Source organism: Paenibacillus sp. sgz302190 (genome assembly GCF_059820445.1).
The window spans coordinates 74,975-99,725 of record NZ_JBZYAO010000012.1 but is presented as its reverse complement, the minus strand read 5'-3'; the positions used below and the strand labels follow the sequence as shown (position 1 = coordinate 99,725).

Below are 24,751 nucleotides of genomic sequence, written 5' to 3'. Positions count from 1 at the left end.
TGTGTATGGGACTACCAATATTGCTGGATATCCGGCGATTGCAAGTTGATTTGCCTGTCCCCGGAGGGGCGGCGAAGCGCGTTGTGAACAATGTAAGCTTGGCGCTCGGTCAGGGGCGGGTGCTGGGGATCGTCGGAGAGAGCGGAAGCGGCAAAACGATGATATGCTCGGCGATTGTCCGCTTGCTCGGCGCAGGGCAGCGGGTCAATGGCAGCATCCGCTTTCGCGGCGAGGAATTGCTGGACCTGCCAGCCGAGAAAATGCGCCGGCTGCGCGGGCGCGACATAGCCGTTATTATGCAAAATCCGATGTCCGCCTTCAATCCGATGATGACGGTGGGCGGCCATTTTATCGAGACGATTCGCGCCCATTTGCCCATGCGAAAAGCGGAAGCTCGCGAGCTTGCGGCGGCGCAAATCCGGCGGTTCCGGCTGCCGCATGGCGAAAGGCTGCTGAGTATGTACCCCTTCGAGCTGAGCGGGGGGATGCTGCAGCGGGCGATGATCGCCATGGCCGCTTGCCTGAATCCGGCACTGCTGATCGCCGACGAGCCGACGACCGCGCTCGACACGACCACACAGGCCGCTATCCTGGACGAGCTGCAAATGCTGCGCGGGCAGAGCGGCATGGGCATGCTGCTCGTGTCCCACGATCTTGGCGTCATCGCCAGGCTTGCGGACGAAGTGGCCGTGATGCGTAAGGGGCGGCTGCTGGAAAAAGGCCCGGCAGCGCTGCTGCTGAACCGCCCGCGCCATCCGTATACGCAGGCGCTGCTTGCGGCGCGGCAAGGCGGTGTCGACGGCAGCGTCGGCATGGCGGCCGATTGGCACGAGGCCCAGCCCGCAAACACAGAAGGGGATGGCGCTGCGGACGATGGTTTGTTCGAGGCGGCGCCCGGGCATTGGGTGGCGAATTTCGGGGGCGGGGTGAAACGATGAACATATTGGAACTGAATCGCGTGTCAAAAACGTACCGCTCCCGCCGGTTTGGCTGGAACCGCCGCACTGTGATCGAGGCGGTAAAAAACGTCTCCCTTCGCCTCGACGAAGGGACGTGCCTTGCGCTCGTCGGCGAAAGCGGCTCAGGCAAAAGCACGCTGGGCAAAATCGTGCTCGGACTGGAGCGCCCGGACAGCGGGGAAGTGCTGTTTCTGGGCCGTCGGCTGCATGACGTCTCGGCCAAGGAGCGCAAGCAGCTGCGACGCGACATGCAGCTGGTGTTTCAGGACGTTCACAGCGCGGTCAATCCGCGCATGAACGTGCAGAGCATCATCGCCGAGCCGCTGCGCGTTCACGAGCGAATGACTGCGCCTGCGCAGCGGCAACGCGTCCGCGAGCTGCTGGAAGCGGTCGGCCTGCACGGCGACGACGCCGGGAAATACCCGCACGAGTTCAGCGGCGGGCAGCTGCAGCGGGTCGGCATCGCCCGCGCGATTGCCCTCCGGCCGAAGCTGATCGTGCTGGACGAGGCGGTCAACAGCCTGGACGTGCTCGTGCAGGCCGGTATTTTGCGGCTGCTCGGCCGGCTGAAGGAGCAGTTCGGCCTGTCGTATTTATTCATCTCCCACGACTTGTCGGCCGTGAGGGTTCTTGCCGACCGCGTAGCGGTCATGGAGCGGGGCGAAATCGTCGAGACGCTGGATGACGCATCGCGGCTTGACGAACTGCGCCACCCGGCCGGCCGGCGGTTGCTCCAGGCGGTGCTGCCGATCCTCCCGCAGCGGCCCGTTCCGCTATGACGAATCCGGCTTAGCTGCCGCCGGATAATAAACGCAGGCCGTGCCGGATTTGCCGCCCCGGCCCTGCAGATCGCCGCCGCAAATATTCGTGCGTCAGGAAAGCTTATAGCTACGAGTTAGACATCCCTTGAACTCGAATGATTAACATGCCCTCCCTTATAGGGGGCGATGGAAGTTAGCGCCTAAGCCGGTGCCGGTGGTTACAATTCTTCGATTTTTCGGAGCGGCGCAAACTATCTCCTCGAATGTCTCGCTATCATCGTTGTCCTGTGATTTTTTGAATGCCCCGCTATCGTCGTTGTCCTGCGATTTTTGGCATGCTTGTACTTTGCTCACATTTGAATGCGCTTTCATTTTGTTGTTGAAGGCACATTTGTGAGAATTTTGAGAGAGATGCCTGGTAAAATGCAGGAGGGATTGCGTGTAAGTTCAGCCAGAGGAGGAGAATGGGAGTTATGAATCGGAGATATGCAAAACCGGCTGCAGGAAAGCTATGGGTGTGGGGCATTGTATTTATTATGGTCTGTAATACATTACTCACATTTCCTGTGCAAGCAGCGGAACTATGGAGTCAATATGCCAAGATCGGATCGACCGGCAATAATGCGCCCGGCGGGTTTTCGAATCCGACCGGAGTAGCGGTAGACAGTAGTGGGAATGTATATGTGGCGGATAACAATAACCATCGTATCCAGAAGCTGGATACAGCCACCGGAGTGTGGAACGAGTGGAAAAAGAGCGGCGATGGGCCGGCGTATGGAAGCGGTTTGGGCGAGTTTTCCAATCCGGCAGGCGTAGCGGTAGGCGTCAGCGGGAACGTGTATGTGGCGGATACCAGTAATCATCGCATTCAGAAGCTGACGGTATCCACAGGAGTATGGAGCGAATGGAAGAAAAGCGGAGGGGGCGCGGGAAGCGGCCTGGGCGAGTTTAATAATCCGAGAGGCGTGGCTGTAGACAATAGCGGGAATGTGTATGTGGCGGATGCTTGGAATCATCGCATTCAGAAATTGGATGCAGTTACTGGCGTGTGGAGCGAGTGGAAGAAGAGCGGGGGCGGTAAAGGGAGCGGGTTAGGCGAGTTTAATTTTCCATCCCGCGTTGCGCTGGACAGCAGCGGCAATATGTACGTGGCGGATACCGGCAACCATCGCATTCAGAAGCTGACGGTATCCACGGGAGTATGGAGCGAGTGGAAGAAGAGCGGAGGAGGCGCGGGAAGCGGTCCGGGCGAGTTTAATAATCCGTACGACGTTGCCGTAGACAACAACGGGAATATATACGTGGCCGAGTATGGCAACCATCGCATTCAAAAGCTGACGGTATCCACAGGAGTATGGAGCGAGTGGAAGAAGAACGGCGGTGGTTCGGGCAGCGGCCTGGGAGAGTTTAATCAACCCAAAGGCATAGCGGTGGATGGAAGCGGGAATGTGTATGTGGCCGATTCTGGCAATGAGCGCATTCAGAAGCTGACGGTATCCACAGGAGTATGGATCGAATGGGTATATAGGGGAGCGGTTGCCGGCAAAGGCTTGGGCGAGTTTAGTTATCCGAGCGGTGTGGCGGTGGACAGCGAGCGGAATGTGTATGTGGCCGATTACGATAATCATCGCATCCAGAAGCTGACGGTGTCCACAGGAATATGGAGCGAGTGGAAGAAGAGCGGAGGCGGTTCGGGTGACGGTCTTGGAGAGTTTGAGAATCCGACCGACGTTGCTGTAGACAGCAATGGGAATGTATACGTGGCCGATCGTGATAACCACCGTATCCAGAAGCTTACGGCATCCACGGGAGCATGGAGAGAGTGGAAGAAGAGCGGAGGCGGCAAAGGAAGCGGCCGTGGGGAATTTGATTATCCGAGCGGAGTGGCGGTAGATCGCAGCGGGAATGTGTACGTGGCGGATACGAATAACAGTCGTATTCAGAAGCTGGATGCAGTCACGGGAGTATGGAGCGAGTGGAAAAAGAGCGGAGGGGGCGCGGGAAGCGGCCTCGGAGAATTTTATGGACCTTCCGGCATCGAGGTGGACGGCAGCGGAAATGTGTATGTAGCGGATACCAATAACCACCGTATCCAGAAGCTGACGGCAGCTACAGGAGTATGGAGTGAGTGGAAGAAGAGCGGCGGCGGTTCGGGGAAAGGCCTTGGAGAATTTGACGAGCCTTACAGCGTGGCGGTAGATGCCGGCGGGAATGTATACGTTGCTGACATGAGCAACAATCGCATCCAGAAGCTGGACGTTTCCACGGGGGTGTGGAGAGAATGGAAGAAGAGCGGAGGCGGAGAGGGAAGCGGCCTTGGGGAATTTATTAGTCCAAGCGGTGTAGCGATAGATAGCGGAAACACTGTATATGTCGCTGATTTCGGCAACCACCGTATCCAGAAATTATCTGAGATAACTACCCCTCCGGACGTACCGACCGATGTAAAATCGGAGGTGGCGGAAGGCCAATCGCAAGCAAAGGTCAGTTTTACGGCCCCGCTCAACGATGGAGGCAGCCTCATAACCGGCTATACGGTAACTTCAAGTCCGGGAGGATTGACGTGGACGGGTACAAGCAGCCCAATCACGGTTACGGGCTTAACGTATGGGACGGCATATACGTTTACGGTTGTAGCGACGAATAGCGCAGGAAACTCCGGCCCTTCGGCCGCATCGAACAGCGTGACACCGACAGCGCCGGGAGTGCCTGCTGCGGTACCTGACGCCCCGACGGGCGTAACCGCCGTTGCAGCCAACGGCGGAGCGAAGGTAAGCTTCAATGCGCCATCCAGCAATGGAGGCAGTGAGATCGTCGGCTACACCGTGACCTCGATTCCGGGAGGACTGACTGCAACCGGAACCGGCAGCCCAATCACAGTTACGGGCTTAACGTATGGCACGACCTATACGTTTACTGTGGCGGCGATTAACAGCGTTGGCAGCAGCCCTGTTTCTGCCGTTTCTAATACCGTAAGACTGGAGATCCCTTCCGACGGCGACAGTGGTGGAAGTACGCCGCCACAGTCGATGCCTTCGACTACATCGCAACCTGATAAAACGGGCGTTACCGTTCTCATTAACGGCAAATCGGTGAATGTTGGGACGGCCAAGGTGACGAGCGTAAATTCACAGACGGTAACAACCATCAGCATTGACCGGGACAAGCTGGGGGATCTATTGGCGAAGGAAGGGCGATTCGCTGTGGTGACGATGCTGGCGGATGCCAAATCCGATGTCGTGCGCGGAGAGCTTGACGGACAGATGATCAGCAAAATGGAACTGCAGCAAGCGGTATTGGAAATAAAAACAGATAAAGCGACCTATAACTTACCGGCCGGGCAGATCGACATCCAATCGATTTCGAATCAGTTGGGCAAATCGGCAGCCTTGGAGGATATCAAGATTCAAATCGAAATTGCTGTGTCAAAAACGCCGGCGCAAGGGGTTCTGAAAGAATCCGGGGAAGGGAAAATTTCGGTCGTTGTCCCGCCGCTTGATTTTACGGTAAGAGCTTTTTATAAGGACAAGACGATCGAAGTCAACGGGTTCAAAGCTTATGTTGAACGTACAATAGCGATTCCGGATGGCGTTGATCCTGACAAAATCACAACTGGTGTCGTGGTTGAAACGGATGGAACGCTGCGCCATGTGCCGACCAAGATCGTGCGGCTGGACGGCAAGCTTTATGCCAAGATAAACAGCATGACGAATAGTGCCTATTCCGTCGTATGGCATCCGGTTGAGTTTAAGGATGCGGAGGCGCACTGGGCCAAAGAAGCGATAAACGATATGGGATCGCGTATGATCATCAATGGCGTCGGCAAAGGCTTCTTCAATCCCGATCAAGATATTACACGAGCGGAGTTTGCGGCAATTTTGATTCGCGGATTAGGAGTGCAGCCAAAAGCAGGGGCACTGTCTTTCTCTGACGTTAATTCGAAAGATTGGTATGCCGGCGCGGTTGGAACGGCCTTCGCGTACAACCTGATTAGTGGTTTTGAAGACGGCACCTTCCGCCCGAATGATAAGATTACACGCGAACAAGCGATGGTGATCATGGCCAGAGCAATGGCTATTACAGGGCTCAAAGCGAAGTCTTCCGCAAATGCAGGACAGCTATTGAACTCCTTCACCGACGCGGGTACGATATCGAATTGGGCGAAGAACGGGATTTCCGACTGCTTGGCATCCGGGATCTTTTCCGGACGAAACGGCGCCGTGCTGGATCCTGGAGCCTTCATATCAAGAGCGGAGGTTTCCGTTATTGTTCAAAGACTTCTGCGAAAGTCCGATCTGATTTAATGCGGAATCCCGCTGCGTCATTGACTCTCCGGCGGTGTTTGTGTAAGATAAAAATACGCTTAATTTCCGGTTTAACGAATCGGAAAGCGGGGGAACCAATCTTTTTGGGGCGAATCATGATGTTTATGTAGGGAACCATCTTTCCCGAGCCCGGCAGCTAACCTCGTCAGCAGTAGGTGGGTCATAGTTGCATTGTGTTATATTTGCATTTGCTGACCCGTTTATTCGGGTCTTTTTGCGTTCAATTGGACCCGACGTATAGTTTTCGGCCCGGAGGCATCGACATGTCCTCTTGCCGGCTATAAGACGGGTCATTTTTATTTTGCAGCTTTGATCCGCGGAAGGAGGAGATAGATAGCCGTCTTGGATTCGTTGAAAGCCAACATTCTGTCTTTTCAAGGAGGATGAAATATGCCGCAACCGAAATATATTACCGATATTGATAAAATCCTGGAGATTCCCGAACGCGATCGAACAAGGTTGAAGCAAATAACGGAAAAATTCGTGTTTCGCGTAAACGATTATTACTTGAAACTGATAGATTGGAACAACCCGGAAGATCCGATCAAGAAATTGATCGTTCCCAATGACGGGGAGCTGTCCGAATATGGAAGGTGGGACGCGTCGGATGAGGACACGAATTACGTCGTTCCCGGCTGCCAGCATAAATACAGGACGACGGCCCTTTTGATCGTATCCGAGGTTTGCGGCGCTTACTGCCGCTATTGTTTCCGCAAGCGGTTGTTCCGCAACGATGTCAGCGAGGCGATGTCGAACGTCGACCCGGGGCTGGCCTATATCGCCCGGCACAAGGAGATCAACAATGTGCTGCTGACGGGAGGGGACAGTTTGATCCTTTCCACGGCAAGGCTGAACGGCATCTTCGAACGGTTGAGAGCGATCGACCATGTGAAGATCATTCGGCTCGGCTCGAAAATTCCCGTGTTCAATCCGATGCGGATCTACGAAGACGAGAAGCTGCTGGAGTCCATCCGGAAGCATTCCGACTCGGAGCGCCGCATCTACGTGATGGCGCATATCAATCATCCGCGCGAAATTACGGCGGAAGCGAAGAGGGGCTTCGAAGCGCTCCATCAAGCGGGAGCGATTGTCGTGAACCAAACGCCTGTTCTAAAAGGGATCAATGATCGGCCCGAGGTGCTTGCGGAGCTGCTGGATAAGCTTTCGTGGGCGGGTGTCACGCCTTATTATTTTTTCATTAACCGGCCCGTCGCCGGCAATAAAGATTTCGTACTGCCGCTGGAACGCGTGTACCGGATCGTGGAAGAGGCGAAGGCCCTCACGTCCGGCCTGGGCAAGCGTGTCCGCCTATCGATGAGTCACACTTCCGGCAAAATCGAAATTTTGGCCATCGAGAATGGGAAGGCTTATTTGAAATACCATCAATCCCGGGACGACCAGTACGGGAAATTTATGGCGCTCGACTGCCCTGAGCATGCGGCCTGGTTCGATGATTTGCCCGGAAATGAGCAGTTCTGGAACAAGCCGAAAAAGAAAAACGACAACATTGTCTCCGCCAACGAATTGCTAAGCCGCTAACCGTTTTCTCATGCGCCGCCGCTAACCGTACCTGTACCCGGGAGGGGGCCGCGCCTCCGTCTCGGGACGTAGGGAAAATCGTTCCAGGGGTGCTGGCGGAGCAAGCCGATTTATTCTAGAATGAAGTAAATATTGATTTTATGGAATAGCGGAGGTAAACGGTGGATAAGAAGACGCTGCTTGGAGCACTTCTCGTCTTGGCGGGAATTTTCTTCTTCTTTACGAGTCAGGGAAATGCGATGGATCCTGGGATGGTGTTCGCCTATTTTTGGCCAAGTTTGTTTGTCATTCCTTTGGGGCTCCTGTTTCATTGGATGTATTTCTATGCGACTCGGCGGCGTGGGGCCGGATTGTTGATTCCGGGAGGGATTCTCCTTGTGGCCGGAGGCGTATGCCAGATTTCCATGCTGTTCGACATCTGGGAGTATACGTGGCCGGGATTCCCGCTGGCGGTAGCGTTCGGGCTGCTGGAGTTTTACTGGTTCGGCGGCAAAAACAGATGGATCCTCCTTCCCGTCTTTATTCTGGGAAGCGTTTCGGTGATCTTTTTCGCCATCTTCACGCTTGGGAGTATCATCAGCCTGAACATTATGGGGCAGTCTTCGCTGGCGATCGGGTTGATTGTCGTAGGGTTGATCGTTATGTTGACCAAGAAACAAGGGTACGACGCATAAGTGCTTCTGCCGGCAGGCCGCTTCCAATCGGGAGCGGCTTTTTTGCCGTCGCGTTCGAGCGGTTTTCGGCGAGCCTGGCATGCTCTTGCCGGAGGGTGACCAGGCGGCGGGAGGTGGCTGGGGCGGAGCTGAGGCTGCTTGATAGCATGCACCGCGCAGCTCCCGGCGCGCGTTGATGCGCTGCTTGATGGCGGTCGGTTGATCATATTTGTTGTGATATTTGTGTTACATATACAAAAACAAGGCTTCTTTTTGTGCAGATTTATGTAATGTATTTTAACGTGTAGTTAGTTATTGACAGCGAAAAAGTGCGGTGATACTATGTAAAAAATAATAAATGTTAGAAATTATAACATTAAAGCGCGATAACTCTTGTATAAGCTCATTAATATGGTGTGAGCGTTTCTACAGGCAACCGTAAATTGCCCCAGGCTATAAGAGGCAGCAGTTAACGAATTCCTTTCCCTTTGGGCGCATCGCTGTGTTCAGGTAGGGGATTGTCCGTACTGCGCCTCTTGTCTCTGGGGTTATTTGCAATACGCGCAGGTGACCTCGGAAGGAGTGAACGAATATGAACAACATGTGTGCCAGGCTGAATGAGTCGATCAGCAGCGCAAAAACAGTAAAGATTATGAAAGACCGCGATACCGTCTACGATTTTAAGTTGTATCCCTTTGGGGAGCGGGGGACGTATATCGTTCCCGAGCTGCTGACGGAGATTACGGACAATCTCGCGGAGAGCATTTTGGAGCAATTTCCGGAATTCGACTATATCGTTTCGCCGGAGCCGGGCGGTCATACGTGGGGGATGCTGACGGCCTACAAGCTGCAAAAACCGATGAACATTCTCAGGCTAAGCACGGAATTGTACGAAGATTTCCAAATTTGCATAAAACGGGAGACCGCATATAACGAAAATTATATTTATTTTGACGGTTTCCAAAAAAATGACCGCGTGTTGATCCTCGACGATGTAATCAGCTCGGGCTCTACGATTCGCTCTATTGTCAAGCAATTGGAAGAAATGGAAGTCAGGCTTGTCGGCGTGCAAGTCATTCTCGTCAAAGGCGAGCATTACCGGAAGCTCGAGGATGACTTCGGGATTCCGACGCGGTTTTTAAGTAAGGTATAATCGGCAGAACTTTATTTTGGGAGAGGATGGACATGGCGTTTTATTACGAGCGGCCCTCAAGAACTTTCAGCGAATTTTTGCTTGTTCCCAATCTGACCGCGAAAAATTGCATTCCGGAAAATGTAAATCTCCGAACCCCCGTAACAAAATTCAGGAGCGGCGAGCGGCCCGCGCTGGAAATGAATCTTCCTGTCACTTCGTCGATCATGCAGGCCGTATCGGATCATGAAATGGCGATCGCTTTGGCCAAATGCGGCGGCATTTCGTTTATTTACGGCTCGCAGCCGATCGAGCAGCAGGCGGAGATGGTGAAGAAAGTTAAAAAGTTTAAGGCAGGCTTTGTCGTCAGCGACTCCAATCTGAGGCCCGGGGACACGCTGAAAGATGTGCTGCGGCTCAAGGCGGACAGCGGTCATTCCACCATCGCCATTACGGAAGACGGGCTGCCGACCGGCAAGCTGATGGGCATCGTTACCAGCAGGGATTACCGCGAAAACCGGACCCCGCACCACACTCCGATCTCTCAGTTCATGACCCCGTTCTCTTCCCTGATCTATGCCGAAGAAGGCATTACGCTGTCCGAGGCTAACGATATGATCTGGGAGCACAAGCTCAATTGCCTGCCTGTTGTCGACAAAAATGGCAACCTGCTGTATCTCGTTTTCCGCAAAGATTACGACAGCGGGTGGGAACACCCGCTGGAACTGCACGACGAGAACAAGCAGTTGATTGTGGGGGCTGGCATCAATACCCGAGACTTCCGCGAGCGGGTTCCGGCGCTGATCGAAGCCGGGGCGGATATTTTCTGCATCGACTCCTCGGACGGCTATTCGGAGTGGCAGGCGGATACGATCCGCTATATCAAGGATACGTTCGGGGATCGGGTCAAGGTCGGCGCCGGCAATGTCGTGGATAGCGACGGCTTCCTCTATTTGGCGGAGGCGGGCGCGGATTTCATCAAGGTCGGCATCGGCGGCGGTTCGATCTGCATCACCCGCGAGCAGAAAGGCATCGGACGCGGCCAGGCGTCCGCGGTCATGGAAGTCGCCGAAGCGAGACAGCGGTACTTCGAGGAGACGGACGAATACGTCCCGATCTGCTCCGACGGCGGCATCGTCCACGACTACCACATCGTGCTCGCTCTGGCGATGGGGGCGGATTTTGTCATGCTGGGCAGATATTTCGCCCGTTTCGACGAGAGCCCCGGACGCAAAGTTCTGATCGGCGGCAATTTTGTCAAGGAGTATTGGGGTGAGGGCTCAAGCCGGGCGCGCAACTGGCAGCGGTACGATTTTGGCGGCGAAGGCAAGGAATCCAAGCTGGAATTCGAGGAAGGCGTCGATTCGTTCATCCCTTACGCCGGCCGGCTGAAAGACAATCTGGATATCACCGTCAGCAAAATCAAATCCACCATGTGCAACTGCGGCGCGATTTCTATTCCCGAGCTGCAGCAAAAGGCCAAAATTACGCTAGTCTCCTCGACCAGCATTGTTGAGGGCGGGGCGCATGATGTCATCCTGAAGGAACAGGACCGGTCGAACTGATACCGGCATCGGAAAAGGGGGCTGGATGGTGACGGAAGCAATCAAAAAAGTGCTGGTCAGCAAAGCGGAACTGCATCGCAAGGTGCAGGAAATGGGCAGGGAGATAACCGCGGATTATCGCGGCAAAGACCTGGTGCTTATCGGTATTTTGCAGGGCGGCGCGGTGTTTATGGCCGATTTGATGCGGGAGATTGCGTTCCCTGTCGAGACGGACTACATGTCGGTTTCCAGCTACGGCAGCGGCTCGCAAACTTCGGGAGAGATCACCGTCAAGAAAGATACCGATGTGGATGTAGCGGGCAAGGACGTTCTTATTGTGGAGGACCTGGTCGAATCCGGGTTCACCCTGAAATTTCTGAGAGAGCTGTTTCTGGCCCGCCAAGCCCGCAGCGTCAAAATATGCACGATTCTCGACAAGCCTTCCGGCCGCCGGGTCGAAGTCCATGTCGATTACAAAGGCATCGAGATTCCCGACGAGTTCGTCGTCGGATATGGCCTCGACTATGCCGGCAAATACCGCAATTTGCCGGAAGTATGCGCGCTCGACGCGAGCGTGCTGGCGAAGTAGGGAAGCGGCGCGGGGCGCTCGGGAGGGCCGCGCGAGGGGAGAGGCGCTCGTCGTGGCTCTGCACGACGAGCGGTAAGACCTCGCGTGCGTGGGGCGAGAGACCGCCTCTTTCCCGGAGCGCGTTGCGGCGCTGTACGGCAGGTGGCCATACCCCATGCGTGAGGCACCTCTCCCCCAACGCACGTCGTGGCTCTCCACGACGGGGGCGCCATACCCCATGCGTGGGATGCGAGGCCGGGGCAGCCGGCCGGTCGTGATTTGATTTTATCCAAAATATGATGGGGTGGATTCGATGATGGTAAATGAGAGTATGACAGCGAGCGCCGAAGTTCAGCTTCCACGGGATTGCACGTTTACACCTCAAGATTGGCAAGTGCTGTCCAAATATTGGTATCCGGTAGCCGCAGTCAGCGAAGTGGGGGATAAGCCGCTTGCTGTCAAGCTTTTGGATGTGAAGCTCGTGTGCTACCGCAGCAACGGCAAAATCGTGATTGCCCGGGACCTCTGCTTTCATCGCGGCGCCCCGTTGAGCATGGGTTGGGTGGAGAACGGGGAAATCGTCTGCCCCTATCATGGCTTCCGTTACAATTGCGAAGGCAAATGTACAGCGGTTCCGGCGCATCCGGACGCTAAAATTTCACCGAAATTGAAATTGATCGTATACCCGGCCGTTGAACGATACGGCTTGGTATGGACCTCGCTTGCTTCAACGGAAGAACAGCTTCCATCGTTTCCCGGATGGGACGATCCGGATTATATGAACGTGCTGCCGCCGAGTTTCGACATTGCGGGATCGGCAGGGCGGCAGATGGAAGGCTTTCTGGATGTGTCGCATTTCGCCTTTGTGCATACCGAAACATTTGGCGACCGCAACAACACCGAAGTTCCCCAATACAAAGTAACGCGTGAAGGCAACCAACTGTTGGCCGAGTATTGGAGCACCGTCAGCAATTACGGAAGAGGCCAGGAAAATCCGGCGCCGGACGGATTCATGTGGCTCCGCGAATTCCGCGTATTCCCTCCGTTTGCGGCTTCGCTCACCGTATATTTCCCGAATGACGGCAAGCTGATGATCTTGAACTGCGCATCGCCGGTTTCGGCGCGCTATACGAGATTGTTTTGCCCGATATCGCGAAATTTCGATAAAAACGCGCCCGTCGAGGACACCATCAAGTTTAACCTGCAGGTGTTCCAAGAGGACCGGGATATGGTCGAAGCGCAGACGCCGGAAGATCTGCCACTTGATTTGCAAGCCGAAGCGCATATTCCGGCGGACCGCACCTCCATCGCGTACCGCCAGCTTCTTACCGAGTTGGGGCTCGGCAAAACCTACACGTCATAGAAGGCAAAACACGGCCCGACATGCTGTAGATGTGCGATTGACCGAGAAAGTCACGATACTTGGCCAGGCAGCCAGAGGAGGCGCTACAAAAACCTGCGAAAGTGCAGGCTTTTTCCGTAAAAGGGGCCCGTTTTGGCGAAAAGCCTGCGAAAGTGCAGGAATTTCTGGTGAAAATGAGCTTGGGCCCGTGTGTTCGATGAAATTCCTGCACATTTGCAGGAATTTCTCGTTGCAGGGGTAAGTACCCGCAAAAACCTGCACATTTGCAGGAATTTCTCACTGCTGGGGTAAACACGCGCAAAAACCTGCACATTATACGAAAATAGACGCAGTAGGCCTGAATTATTTCATTCCGTGGGGCTACGTCCACGGCGTCATGGGGGTTTTTGCAGGGATTTCTCGTTACAGGGGTAAGCACGTGCAAAAACCTGCACTTTATACGAAAATAGAACGCAGTGTGCCTGATTATTTTCATTCCGTGGGGCTACGTCCACGGCGTCATGGGGGTTTTTGCAGGAATTTCTCGCTGCTGGCGTAAGCACGAGTGAAAACCTGCACTTTATACGAAAATAGAACGCAGTGTGCCTGATTATTTTCATTCTGTGGAGTGACGTCCACGGCGTCATGGGGGTTTTTACAGGTTTTCACCGCGTTGCCGAGTAGATGTGCTTGCGAGTAGCGGGCGAGTCTTTCAACAGCCTGCGATGGCGAGCGATGGTGCAGGAATGTTTTGTGACTTGTATGTTTTGCAGGAATTGTGCACGCTGCCGGCTTCAGCGATGGGCTAGCGAGTTTGCGACAGGTCTCAGAAATGCTCCGAAAGGAGCATTTTTTTACCACATAAGAATGTTTAAGTTCTTTACAGCGCTAAAGCGCGTAAAACAGCATTCTTATTGGCGAATAAACCTACCTCTGAACGCGGTCGCTCATCTTCGAAAAGACCTCGATAGAGGTTTATCTCACTGTTTAGGAAATTATGATTTTAGTTGCTTGTGGATAAAGTGTGCATAAAGTTGGGGGTAAGTGCTTTGTCAGCCGTCGGGGTGATTTTGTTCTTTCAAGGTCAGGATTTCCACGTATGGAACCAAGTCGGACCGGGGAACCTATAGCGAGTGGTGCATGAGCAAATTTTGGTGGAATCAGTTTCTTCAATCGGGGGAATTTGCCGGGGGAACTTGCGGCGAGCGTTCTTCATTATTTTGTCTGCCAGATGGTCGGGGTAGTGTTTTTTGTCTGTCCGATGGTCGAGGTATCGTTTATGAGGCATTCCGGCAGCCGCCCCCCCCAAAAAAAAATTATCCCCGCTAACAAGGTGCACGCTGACGCGTGTTTTTTTTTGTTGTATCGGTGCGATGCGGGAAGCGTATCGTTCACCCAAAAAAAACGGACATGCGCCAAAAAAATGTGTACATTTTGTATGTCTGTACACCCTATATATAATAGCCTTATAGGATTTGTATTGTTCAGCGACCTGTTTCGTCTCTTCAGGCCGCTGATTGGCGTTGCGGAACGCCGCACAAAACGAAAGCGACGACAGGGGGGTCAGCATGAAATCTTGGATGCGTTTACTTCGCAGCAAATTACGTTTCCAAAAGCTTAGAAGCCGCTTTCTCGCGGCGATGATTGTCGTATCTTTGCCCCCGCTGTTCATACTGGGGTACATTTCCTTCAATATCGCCAAAAGCACGCTCATGGAGACGAACGCGCAGACGAATGAGGATCACTTGGAAACGTCCAGCGAAGTGGCCGATTTGCTGCTGCGGAATATTGTCAATCTGCACCGGTCGATCGTGATGAACGACGAAATGCGGGGCGTGCTGAGCAGCAGCAACACCGGCAGCGGCACGCAGCCGATCTTCGGGCAAGGCAGCTCGCTGGAATGGACGCCCAGCAGGCTTCAGAAGCTGGTCAATAGCAATCTTTCCGACACCAAATTCGTGAATTCCGTCTGTGTATTCAATCTCGATTTCCGGACGTTTTGCACCGGGCGGTCCGATGATGCCGGCATTTATGAGAAACCGAACAAGCAGGCGCTGATCCAACAAACGGAGTGGTATCGAAACGCTTTTAACGCCCAGGGGAGGGTCGTCTTTTTCGGCTATGACGTGCTGGGGGAGTCGAAGGATTCGTTTTCTACGGTAAAACTGTTCCGGGATGCTTCCGATCCGAACGGCGAGCCGATCGGTCTGCTCGTCGTCAACGTATCGAAATCGATATTCAACAACATATTTAATGCAAGCAACGATTACGGCGGCTTTATGGCGCTCGAACCCGATCAGGGAAAGACCAACATCGTATTTAATAACGGCATGCCGGATTTGCCGTCTTCCCGGGAAGGGGACCTTGGCGCCGTGCTTAGCGAACTGCGGGACAACGGATTTTTGATCAGCCAATATCAGAATCAGACGACGGGCTGGACCTTTGTCCACTTGATTAAAATTCAGGAGCTGCTGAAAAAATCGAATAGAATCGCCATGGTCACAACCTCCATCGCGGTTTCGATGGGATTCGTCGCGCTTATCGTATCTATTTTTATTTCCGGCACCATTACCCGGCCGCTCCTGCAGATCAAAAAAATGATGGTCGAGTGGACAAAAGGAACCCGCGATTTTACGGAGACGTTCGAACAGGATGAAGTCGGAACGATCGGCGAGACGTTCAAGCGGCTGGCTTCGGAAAACAAGGATTTGAACGAGCGGCTGACCCTCTCCGAGCTCAAAGAGCGCGAAGCCGAATTAAGGGCGCTGCAGGCGCAGATCAAGCCTCATTTTTTGTATAACACGCTGGATTCGATCTACTGGATGGCTACACTGCAAAAAAACAACGATATCGCCCAAATGGCGGTCTCTTTATCGGAAAGCTTCAAGCTGAGCTTGAATAAAGGGAAAGATATGATATCGGTGTTCAAGGAATTGAAGCACATTGAGCATTATATGACGATACAAAATATCCGGTATGACAACCGATTTCAATATGTGGAAGAAGTGGAGCCCTCCATCATGGGGATGGAGATTATGAAGCTGCTGCTGCAGCCGCTTGTCGAGAATGCGATTTATCACGGCCTGGAGCCCAAAGTCGGGGACGGCACGATTCGTCTGACCGGCAGGAGGGAGGATGGAGTTCTTATTTTTACGGTCGAGGATAACGGGGTCGGCATTGAAGATATGAAACGGACGGAGCAGGGGTACGGCTTGCGGAATGTGCGGGAACGGCTGCTTTTGTATTACGGAGCGAGCAGTTCCATGACGATTTCGAGCCGGGTGAATCAAGGGACGAAGATCGAAATTCGCTTTAACCCAATTATGGAAAAGAGGGATGACTGATGCTGAAAGCAGCTGTATTTGATGATGAATATATCGTGCTCAAAGGCCTCCGGGAAATGATCGATTGGGCGGGCTTCGGCATCGAACTGGCCGGTACCGCAAGCGACGGTTTGTCCGCGCTGTCTCTTTTTCGCAGCGAGCGGCCGGATATGATATTTACTGACATTCGGATGCCGGGCATGGACGGGCTGCAGCTGATCGAGGAGGTCATGCGGGAAGCACCGGAGACGTATTGTGTCGTGTTCAGCGGATTCAACGAGTTTGAATATGTGAAAAGGGCTATCAACCTGGACGTTGTCGATTATTTGGAGAAGCCGATTACGATCCAGAGCGTGGAAAAAGCTATCCGCAAAGTGCTTGACCGTATTGGCCGGCAAAAGGAGATCCGGGAATTAAAGCGGGCGTCGCAAAATAACAGGCGGGAGCTGCTCGAAAAGGCGACGCTCGATCTGCTGCTGATCGGGGCGGAAGCCGAGGCGAAGTGGCGGGAGAGCTTCGGGCCGGACGCGCAGCGGGTGCAGGCCGTAACCGTCATCGCCGCTGCGGCGGACGAGCTCGCGCCTCCGGAGGGCGCTGCGTACGATGCGGTCGCCGTCAGGCACGGGCAGGAGCGGATGATCGTTTTTTTTCATTACGACGTTCCGGCGCAGGAGTTCTGGGAGCATGCGATAGGCGAATTCGAGCATGCCGAAATGCCGGTCGGCAGCGGCGGGACGAAGCTGCGCGTTTCGGAAGCGTCCCTCAGCTGCAAAGAGGCGCTTCGCGCGCTGAGAACGGCGCGTTTTTTGGGCGAGAAGGGGATGATACGCTTTGAGGATTTGGGCGACCTTGCGGATGTGCCCGAAGGGGTGACGGAGCGGGAAGAAGCGATCATTCTGAGTCTGCGCTCTGGCAACAAAGCGGTGCTGCTTGAGCAGATCGACAGCTTTATTCAATGGCTGCAAAGCGGGAAGTTCGATCCGGAAGTGACGGAGCATGAGATGCTCAAGCTGATTTATTTGCTGCTGGAGGAAGCGAAAAAAAGCGCCGGAGACAAGTCTTTCCGGCTGCATGACAGCATGCCGCATGTCGAGTTCGGCGAAATGGCCGCGAAAGGGCGGGTCGCTGAATGGTTCCGCAGCCAGATCGAGCGGATCGCCGACGTCACGATCGATGCCCGTGGCGATTCGCGACATGCCGCCGTCGTCCGGGCGTGCCATTTTATCCGGCAGAACTGCACCCGTGATTTGACCCTGCAGGAAGTGTCCGAGCACGTAGGTATGAACCAGACGTATTTCAGCGTGCTGTTCAAAGAGGAGATGGGCGAGTCGTACATCAAATATGTGACCCGGTACCGGATGGAGCTGGCCAAATCGCTGCTTGGCAAAGGCTTGAAGGTGAACGAAGTCAGCGAGAAGGTAGGCTATCATACGTATAGACATTTTTCCGAGGTGTTTAAAAAGTATACAGGGGTAGCGCCGGGGCAATATAAAGAGCAGCATGTACATTATATGGATATACGTGCACATTCAGAAATAGATGCGGTGCAATCAGAAAAAAACGGACATGAAACAAAAAAATGAAGCACTGCCGCACCCCATGAGCCGGTATTACAATAAAACTGCAGGGGGATCGAACTCTGTACAACAAGTCAACATCATAAGGGGGCTTAACCGATGAATAAAAAGGGAACAAAACTTGTCGCGTCATTGTCAACCGCGGTGCTGCTTTCCGGCGCGCTCGCAGGCTGCGGCGGCGCATCGCAGCAAGCCGGAGATAAAAGCGGACAACCGGCGGCTCAAACCGACGCTTCGGGGAAAAAAGTGACGATTTCGCTGCTTGTAGACAATTCGCAGGATGCCGTCAATACCTCCAACGCGGTTGTCGCGGCATTTGAAAAGAAATATCCGAATATTCATGTTGAAACGGAAACCCGTCCGGGCGGCGGCGAAGGCGACAATATCGTAAAAACCCGTCTTGCTACGGGGGATATGTCCGACGTTTTCTGGTATAATGCCGGTTCTCTTATGCAAGCGCTTAATCCGGAGCAAAACTTGCTGGATCTGACTAACGAGCCGTTCATGGCGAATGTGATCGATTCCTTCAAGCCTACGGTTACTTTTAAAGGCAAAATCTACGGGGCCCCGCAAGGCTCGACATCGGGCGGCGGCTGGTTTTACAACAAAAAGATTTATGCGGATCTGGGTCTTTCCGTTCCGAAAACGTGGGATGAACTGATGGCCAATAACGAGAAGATCAAAGCGGCCGGCATTACGCCTGTCATCGGCTCCTACAAGGATGATTGGACCTCTCAGATCGTCGTGCTCGCGGACTATTACAATGTGCAAGCTAAAAATCCGAAATTCGCGGACGATTACACGGCCAACAAAGCCAAATACTCGACCGATCCGGCCGCTCTGAGAAGCTTTGAGAAGCTGGAGGAACTTGCGAAGAAAGGGTATATGAATAAAGACTTTTTGGCCACGAATTATGATGCCGGTTTGAAAATGCTGGCGGAAGGCAAGGGCGCGCAATATCCGATGCTTTCCTTTGCGATTCCTACTTTGGAACAGAATTATCCGGACAAAATGAAGGATATCGGCTTCTTCGCACAGCCCGGGGACAGCGCGGATCAAAACGGTTTGACCCTTTGGATGCCGAATGGAGCTTATATTTACAAGAAGAGCCAGCACATCGAAGAAGCCAAAAAATTCCTCAACTTCACCGCATCTTTAGAAGGCATCGCCGCGACGCTTTCGGTTTCCAAGCCTACGGGACCGTATGCGATCAAGGACGCCAAGCTTCCTGACAATGTATCGCAAGCGGTTAAGGATATGTTCCCGTATTTCAATTCCGGCAAAACGGCTCCGGCGCTGGAGTATGTATCTCCTGTCAAAGGCTCCAGCATGCCGCAAATTACGACGGAAGTCGGCGCAGGCATCAAGACGGGCAAACAAGGTGCGGAGGCATACGACAAAGATGTAGAAAAACAAGCGAAGCAGCTTGGTCTTCAAGGATGGTAGTCGCTAACGGATAGAATCTGAGGGGAGCCCGTCCTCATGCAAATTAGATGCAGGACCGGCTCCCCTTCTTTAAGATACAGGGGTGAACTCGATGACCAAGATTTTCAAACGCACGTATTCATACGCTTTTCTGATCCCGGCGGCGGTTGTTTACCTGGTGATCTTCCTGCTGCCGACCGTCATGTCCTTTTTCTTCAGCTTGACCAGGTGGAATTTGGCGGATTGGGAATTTATCGGTTTGGACAATTTCAAAATGTTTTTCCAGGAAGCATCGCTCGTTATCGGCTTCAAAAATACATTCATTTACGCGGTCGTCACTTGCGTCCTGAAAGTGGTTTTGGGACTTTTGCTGGGCGTATTTCTAACTTCAAAAATAAGAACCAAAGGTTACCTGAGGTCTGTCATATTTTTCCCGACTTTGCTTAGCGCCATTGCGGTCGGCATTACTTTCAGCATGATGATGCATCCTACTCAAGGCTTGATCAATACTTCGCTAGCCGTGCTCGGCATCACCGGGCCGGATTGGTTGGGCGATACCCGCATCGCGCTGTTGTCCGTAGCGCTTGTGGACGTCTGGAAAGGCGTCGGCTTCGCCACCGTCATTTACATTGCCGGAATCATGTCGATTCCTCAAGACTATTATGAAGCGCTGGAAATCGACGGCGGCGGCTCGTTCCGCAAGTTCTGGAACATCATCCTTCCGCTCAGCCGCCCGGCGACGAACTCGGTCATCATTTTGGCGTTTATCGGCGGATTGCGCTCCTTTGACCTCGTATGGGCGATGACCAAAGGGGGACCGGGCTTTACGACCGACCTCATCGCTTCGATCATTTACAAGCAGTACCAAGGCGGCTACTACGGTCTGGCGACGGCAGGCAACGTCATTCTGTTTATTTTCGTCACGGCATTGGCTTTCCCGCTGTATACGTACTTGAATAGAAAAGAGGTTGACCTATGAGCAAAGGAATAAGAAGGTTCAGTGTGGAGGCCGTTGCCGTTCTTCTGACGGTTGTCGTTTTCTGGATCCCTTTTTATTTCGTTATCGTCAATGCGATAAAGGATAAGCAGGAATCTTCGCTCTTGAACTTGGCGTGGCCGACGACGATTCATTTTTGGGACAATTTAAAACAAGTGATCGCTGCGCGGGATTATATGCTGATAAGGGCGTTCTACAACAGCACGCTGCTCACGGTCGTATCGATCGTCGTGCTCGTTATCGTCTGCGCCATGGCCGGATACGTTATGCAGCGCAGGCAGGATAGGGCTACGCCGTGGCTGAACTTTCTCGTCCTTTCGGGACTGATCATTCCGCCCGCCATCGTGCCTACGATCTGGGTGCTGAACGGTCTCGGACTGTTTAAAACGATGCCAGGACTTGTCCTGGTCGAGGTTGCGCTCGGCTTCCCGTTCGGCGTCCTGCTCTACAAAGGCTTTATGTCCGCGATTCCGCGAGAGATCGACGAGGCGGCGGTCGTTGACGGGTGCAGCGGCTTCAAGCTGTTTTACCGGATCATCCTCCCTTTGCTTCAACCTGTTACCGCAACGATTATCGTCACTTCTTCGGTCGGCATCTTCAACGACTTTACGAATCCGCTGTACTTTTTCCCGGGAGCGAAAAACGCTACGGTGCAGCTTACGCTTTACAATTTCCAAAGCCAGTACGTCACGCAGTGGAACTTGCTGTTTATGAATATTTTGCTCATTACTTTGCCGCCGCTGATTTTGTTCATCTTTTTCAACAAAAAGATTGTGGCCGGCATGACCGCAGGCGCAGTCAAAGGTTAATTAATAGCGCTAATATTTATGCTGTTAATCATAAGGCCAAAGAAGAGGAGAGATTTTATGGGGAAATTGACAGTTGAAGCGCTAAAATGCGAATACCGCACGAATCCGCTTGGCATTGGAGTCGCGAGCCCGCGGTTTAGCTGGCAGCTTCAATCGGACCGCCGCAGCACGATGCAGCGCGGATATCGGATTGTCGTAGCCGGCATGGACGGCGATTTTGGCGCGCCGCTGTGGGATTCGGGCTTCGTCGAATCGGAGCAGTCGATCCAAATTCCGTACGCGGGACCCGGGCTGAAATCGCGCATGCGCTACTCGTATCGGGTAAAAGTATGGGACCGCTTCGACCGCGAATCCGAATGGAGTGAAACCGCCTGGTGGGAAATGGGGCTTCTCGATCAAAGCGAATGGCATGCGCAATGGATTACGCCGCATGCGGATGAGATCGATCCTGACGCCGAGCCGGCTTTTCTTCTCCGCAGACGGTTCGAGGCGAAAGAAGGGCTTGTGTCCGCCCGCATTTATGCGACAGCGGCAGGGGTTTACGAACTGTATATGAATGGCCGGCGTGTGTCCGACGAGGTGCTTGCCCCGGGCTGGACCAGCTACCACAACCGGCTGCAGTACCAGTCGTACGACGTGACGGAGCTGCTGCTTGAGGGCGGCAACGGAATCGGCATCATGCTTGGGGACGGCTGGTACAAGAGCGGTATGGGCTTTGAAAATAAAAACTACAAGTACGGCGACCGCCGGGCGGCGCTGCTGCAGCTTCATCTTCAATACAAGGACGGAACGGAAACGGTCATTGCCACGGATTCGTCATGGAAGGCTTCTACAGGCGCGATTTTGTATTCGACGATCTACCACGGAGAAACCTACGATGCGCGATTGGAGCAAGAAGGCTGGAGCGGCGCGGAGCTGAGCGAAGGGCAGTGGAAGTCCGTGCAGATTTGCGAAGGTTTGCCGCTAAGCGTCCTGGTCGCTCAAGAGAACGATCCGACGCGGGTAACCGAAATCTTGCGCCCCGTTTCTTACTTTGTAACGCCTGCCGGCGATCATGTGCTGGATATGGGGCAAAATATGGTGGGCCGGGTTCGGTTTACAGTGAACGCTCCGGCCGGAACCCGCATTCAGCTGCGGCATGCGGAAGTGCTGGACAAAGACGGCAACATCTATTTCGGCAACCTTCGTCCGGCGAAGCAGACCGTTGAGTATGTCGCAAAAGGCAGCGGCGAGGAAAGCTATGCTCCTTATTTCACGTTCATGGGCTTCCGTTACGTGAAAGTGGAGGGCTTCCCGGGCCAGGAGAACGGACTGCCGCTGGATGCTTTTACGGGCGAAGTGATTCATACGGACATGGAGCCGACCGGCGAGTTCGAATGCTCCGACGAGCGGGTGAACCGGCTGCAAAGCAACATCAAGTGGGGGCAGAGAGGCAACTTCCTGGATGTGCCGACCGATTGCCCGCAGCGCGACGAGCGGCTGGGCTGGACCGGGGACGCACAGGTATTTATCAGCACGGCGCTGTTTAACTTCCAGGGCGGGCCGTTTTTTACCAAATGGCTGCACGATCTGAAGGCGGAGCAGCTGCCGAACGGCGGAGTTCCTTTCGTCATTCCGGACGTGGCGGGCGGCGCGAATTCGGCTGCATGGGGCGACGCCGCGGTCATTTGCCCGTGGACCGTTTACCAATACTACGGGGATACGCGTCTGTTAGCCGAGCAGTACGAAAGCATGAAAGCCTGGGTCGAGTACATTCGTGCTCAAGGCGAAAACGAATATTTATGGAACACGGGGTTCCATTTCGGCGATTGGCTCGGTCTTGACGCCAAGGAGAACAGTTACATCGGAGCGACTCCGACGGCTTTGATCGCGACCGCTTACTACGCGTATTCGACGCGTCTCCTCCGCGATGCCGCACTCGCTCTCGGCAAAGAGGACGATGCCCGGCTGTACGGCGAGCTTTACGGGAAGGTCGTGCAAGCGTTCCGGGAAGAGTTCGTCACGAAAACCGGCAGGGTCGCCGCTCCTACGCAAACGGCTCATGTGCTTGCGCTTGTTTTTGATTTGGTCGACGATAGCGTTCGAGCGAGAGTCGCGCATGATTTGAACGAGCTGCTCGTGGACAACGAGTACCACTTAACGACAGGTTTCGTAGGGACGCCATACCTGTGCTTCGCGCTTTCGAATAACGGCTACCACCGTACGGCCGTGAAGCTGCTGCTGCAGGAAAGCTATCCGGGCTGGCTGTACTCCGTCTCCAAAGGCGCGACGACGATCTGGGAGCATTGGGACAGCATCAAGCCGGACGGTTCGTTCTGGAGCGATGACATGAACTCTTTCAACCATTATTCCTACGGCGCCATCGGCGACTGGATGTACCGCAAAGTAGCCGGCTTGGACATGGATGCCGCGGTGCCGGCGTTCAAACGGATGCATATCGAGCCTTTGTTCGGCCTGAACAAGCTCGCTTACGCTTCAGCCGCCCATCGATCGATGTACGGCCGGGTTGAATCCGGGTGGCGGGTCGACGGCGACCGGATTGAAGTGAACGTGCGGATTCCGGCGAACACGACCGCTGAGGTTGTGCTTAGGGGCGCGACGATCGGCGGCCTGAAAGAAAGCGGTGTGGAACTGGGCTCGGCCGAAGGCATCCAACTGATCGGTGAGAGCGAGCAGGGAGTGCGGCTGATGATCGGTTCGGGAGCGTACTCCTTCACCTACACGAATGCGAATTTGTTCCGCGTCATCTACACGGTGAACACGAGAATCGACGACGTGCTGAGCGATCCGGCGGCGACCGAAGTGCTGAAAAAGCACTTGCCGGATCTTTTCGGTGGCGGCGCCTTCCATATCGTGAAAAAGTCCACTTTCAAGCAGTTGGCGGAGCTGCCGTTCGTGAGCCTGCCGGGCGAAAAGCTGTCCGCGCTGCTCGAAGAGCTCTCCGGCTTGTAAGAACTGCCCCGCAGGTGCTGATGCCGCTTGCAGGCACCAAAGCCGCCCTGCAAGCGCTGATGCCACCCCGCAAGCACCAAAACCCACTCCACAAACGCTGATGCCGCTTGTGGGGTGGGTTTGGCTTTCTTCAGGGGGGAGCGGGTGCGTCGTCGTTCCGTTCCTGCGAGATGCCGTGCTGGAACACTGCTTGCTAAGGCATCGTCGGCATCGCGCGCTGAAAGCCTGCAAAAGTGCATCTTTTTGCAGCCAACTGTGCTAGTTTCGAAGAATTCCTGCAAATCTGCAGGTTTTTACGCCCGAACTCAAGCACAGGCCCATCATTTCGGAAAATTCCTGCACAATTGCAGGCTTTTCCTCGAAACGAGCCGGTTTCCTCGAAAAAGCCTGTATTTTTGCAGTTTTTCTGGCCCTGAAGCTGTTGATCAAACCGAATCAGCCGATTACGGGTGGGCGAAATCATCCCTCGACTGACAAAACTAGCCACTTGTTACCGGACAATACGCTCATCTTATCTCCAGCCGCTGAAAAGTTGTACCCAAAAACCTGCCTATCAGCACTCCCCAGCCTTCCCGCACCCTCCGACATCCCTCACACCCCCCTTGGTGCTGTAACGATGGGTTGTGACCGCCATGCATCGTGTACAAGCGAGAGGAGAGAGTGCCTCGGGTCGTTGAAGTGGGCTTTGGATCGATGTTGTAACGATGTGGCTGACCGACCGCCGTCATGCAGCAGCACCACCGCGCGCAAGGAGCTGAGCGTAGTGCGACCATGCATCGTGCACAGCTGGAGGAGAGAGTGCCTCGGGTCGTTGAAGGAGGCTTGGATCGATGTTGTAACGATGT

General features: G+C 54.1%; 15 protein-coding genes and 2 riboswitches. All 15 genes read left to right on the top strand.

The features are described 5' to 3' along the window. Nucleotides 1-5 precede the first annotated feature (5 nt). The 15 genes from AC6RNO_RS15475 to AC6RNO_RS15405 all read left to right on the top strand — a co-directional run bounded on the left by AC6RNO_RS15475 (nucleotide 6) and on the right by AC6RNO_RS15405 (nucleotide 23,906). On the top strand, nucleotides 6-938 hold the full coding sequence (locus AC6RNO_RS15475) for an ATP-binding cassette domain-containing protein (RefSeq protein ID WP_497105964.1): 933 nt from the start codon (nucleotides 6-8) through the stop codon (nucleotides 936-938). Continuing rightward, nucleotides 935-1,738, top strand: a complete 804-nt coding sequence (locus AC6RNO_RS15470; RefSeq protein ID WP_497105963.1) for an ATP-binding cassette domain-containing protein — start codon at nucleotides 935-937, stop codon at nucleotides 1,736-1,738. The genes AC6RNO_RS15475 and AC6RNO_RS15470 overlap by 4 nt, the downstream gene beginning before the upstream one ends. 455 nt (nucleotides 1,739-2,193) lie before the next feature. Next, a complete protein-coding gene (locus AC6RNO_RS15465) occupies nucleotides 2,194-6,024 on the top strand; it encodes an S-layer homology domain-containing protein (protein WP_497105962.1) in 3,831 nt (1,276 codons plus the stop codon). A 46-nt stretch (nucleotides 6,025-6,070) separates the two neighbouring features. After that, nucleotides 6,071-6,210: riboswitch (cyclic di-AMP (ydaO/yuaA leader) on the top strand. A 225-nt stretch (nucleotides 6,211-6,435) separates the two neighbouring features. Then, nucleotides 6,436-7,584 carry a KamA family radical SAM protein gene (locus AC6RNO_RS15460; RefSeq protein ID WP_488436038.1) on the top strand — a complete coding sequence of 383 codons (1,149 nt, stop codon included), beginning with the start codon at nucleotides 6,436-6,438 and terminating at the stop codon, nucleotides 7,582-7,584. A 161-nt stretch (nucleotides 7,585-7,745) separates the two neighbouring features. Continuing rightward, complete coding sequence (locus tag AC6RNO_RS15455) at nucleotides 7,746-8,258, top strand: hypothetical protein (RefSeq protein ID WP_474684769.1); 513 nt, start codon at nucleotides 7,746-7,748, stop codon at nucleotides 8,256-8,258. Nucleotides 8,259-8,610: 352 nt separating this feature from the next. After that, nucleotides 8,611-8,713, top strand: a riboswitch (purine riboswitch). A 116-nt stretch (nucleotides 8,714-8,829) separates the two neighbouring features. Then, nucleotides 8,830-9,390, top strand: coding sequence for a phosphoribosyltransferase (locus AC6RNO_RS15450; protein WP_488436039.1), 561 nt, complete (start codon nucleotides 8,830-8,832; stop codon nucleotides 9,388-9,390). A 32-nt stretch (nucleotides 9,391-9,422) separates the two neighbouring features. Next, entirely contained in the window at nucleotides 9,423-10,934 is a 1,512-nt protein-coding gene (locus AC6RNO_RS15445) for an IMP dehydrogenase (RefSeq protein WP_497105961.1), read from the top strand. A gap of 25 nt (nucleotides 10,935-10,959) precedes the next feature. Next, nucleotides 10,960-11,502, top strand: a complete 543-nt coding sequence (gene hpt / locus AC6RNO_RS15440; protein WP_497105960.1) for a hypoxanthine phosphoribosyltransferase — start codon at nucleotides 10,960-10,962, stop codon at nucleotides 11,500-11,502. A gap of 295 nt (nucleotides 11,503-11,797) precedes the next feature. Continuing rightward, nucleotides 11,798-12,844: a Rieske 2Fe-2S domain-containing protein gene (locus tag AC6RNO_RS15435; RefSeq protein WP_488436132.1), complete on the top strand. Its 1,047-nt coding sequence runs from the start codon at nucleotides 11,798-11,800 to the stop codon at nucleotides 12,842-12,844. A 1,547-nt stretch (nucleotides 12,845-14,391) separates the two neighbouring features. Then, entirely contained in the window at nucleotides 14,392-16,167 is a 1,776-nt protein-coding gene (locus AC6RNO_RS15430) for a histidine kinase (protein ID WP_497105959.1), read from the top strand. Further along, nucleotides 16,167-17,729, top strand: a complete 1,563-nt coding sequence (locus AC6RNO_RS15425) for a response regulator transcription factor (RefSeq protein ID WP_488436041.1) — start codon at nucleotides 16,167-16,169, stop codon at nucleotides 17,727-17,729. Before AC6RNO_RS15430 ends, AC6RNO_RS15425 begins: the two co-directional genes overlap by 1 nt. A 93-nt stretch (nucleotides 17,730-17,822) precedes the next feature. Continuing rightward, the gene (locus AC6RNO_RS15420) at nucleotides 17,823-19,169 is read left to right on the top strand and encodes an ABC transporter substrate-binding protein (RefSeq protein ID WP_488436042.1); all 1,347 of its coding nucleotides are present in this window, start codon (nucleotides 17,823-17,825) and stop codon (nucleotides 19,167-19,169) included. A 91-nt stretch (nucleotides 19,170-19,260) separates the two neighbouring features. After that, complete coding sequence (locus AC6RNO_RS15415; protein WP_488436043.1) at nucleotides 19,261-20,127, top strand: carbohydrate ABC transporter permease; 867 nt, start codon at nucleotides 19,261-19,263, stop codon at nucleotides 20,125-20,127. Next, complete coding sequence (locus AC6RNO_RS15410; RefSeq protein WP_474684124.1) at nucleotides 20,124-20,954, top strand: carbohydrate ABC transporter permease; 831 nt, start codon at nucleotides 20,124-20,126, stop codon at nucleotides 20,952-20,954. The genes AC6RNO_RS15415 and AC6RNO_RS15410 overlap by 4 nt, the downstream gene beginning before the upstream one ends. Before the next feature lie 57 nt (nucleotides 20,955-21,011). Next, on the top strand, nucleotides 21,012-23,906 hold the full coding sequence (locus AC6RNO_RS15405; protein WP_497105958.1) for a family 78 glycoside hydrolase catalytic domain: 2,895 nt from the start codon (nucleotides 21,012-21,014) through the stop codon (nucleotides 23,904-23,906). Nucleotides 23,907-24,751 lie beyond the last annotated feature (845 nt).

Excerpts from the sequence above, each read along its gene's own strand:
- AC6RNO_RS15450 (WP_488436039.1), top strand. The coding sequence starts at position 8,830 with ATGAACAACATGTGTGCCAGGCTGAATGAGTCGATCAGCAGCGCAAAA.
- AC6RNO_RS15435 (WP_488436132.1), top strand. The coding sequence starts at position 11,798 with ATGGTAAATGAGAGTATGACAGCGAGCGCCGAAGTTCAGCTTCCACGG.
- AC6RNO_RS15420 (WP_488436042.1), top strand. The coding sequence starts at position 17,823 with ATGAATAAAAAGGGAACAAAACTTGTCGCGTCATTGTCAACCGCGGTG.
- AC6RNO_RS15445 (WP_497105961.1), top strand. The coding sequence starts at position 9,423 with ATGGCGTTTTATTACGAGCGGCCCTCAAGAACTTTCAGCGAATTTTTG.
- AC6RNO_RS15470 (WP_497105963.1), top strand. The coding sequence starts at position 935 with ATGAACATATTGGAACTGAATCGCGTGTCAAAAACGTACCGCTCCCGC.
- AC6RNO_RS15425 (WP_488436041.1), top strand. The coding sequence starts at position 16,167 with ATGCTGAAAGCAGCTGTATTTGATGATGAATATATCGTGCTCAAAGGC.
- hpt (WP_497105960.1), top strand. The coding sequence starts at position 10,960 with ATGGTGACGGAAGCAATCAAAAAAGTGCTGGTCAGCAAAGCGGAACTG.
- AC6RNO_RS15460 (WP_488436038.1), top strand. The coding sequence starts at position 6,436 with ATGCCGCAACCGAAATATATTACCGATATTGATAAAATCCTGGAGATT.
- AC6RNO_RS15430 (WP_497105959.1), top strand. The coding sequence starts at position 14,392 with ATGAAATCTTGGATGCGTTTACTTCGCAGCAAATTACGTTTCCAAAAG.
- AC6RNO_RS15405 (WP_497105958.1), top strand. The coding sequence starts at position 21,012 with ATGGGGAAATTGACAGTTGAAGCGCTAAAATGCGAATACCGCACGAAT.
- AC6RNO_RS15415 (WP_488436043.1), top strand. The coding sequence starts at position 19,261 with ATGACCAAGATTTTCAAACGCACGTATTCATACGCTTTTCTGATCCCG.
- AC6RNO_RS15410 (WP_474684124.1), top strand. The coding sequence starts at position 20,124 with ATGAGCAAAGGAATAAGAAGGTTCAGTGTGGAGGCCGTTGCCGTTCTT.
- AC6RNO_RS15475 (WP_497105964.1), top strand. The coding sequence starts at position 6 with ATGGGACTACCAATATTGCTGGATATCCGGCGATTGCAAGTTGATTTG.
- AC6RNO_RS15465 (WP_497105962.1), top strand. The coding sequence starts at position 2,194 with ATGAATCGGAGATATGCAAAACCGGCTGCAGGAAAGCTATGGGTGTGG.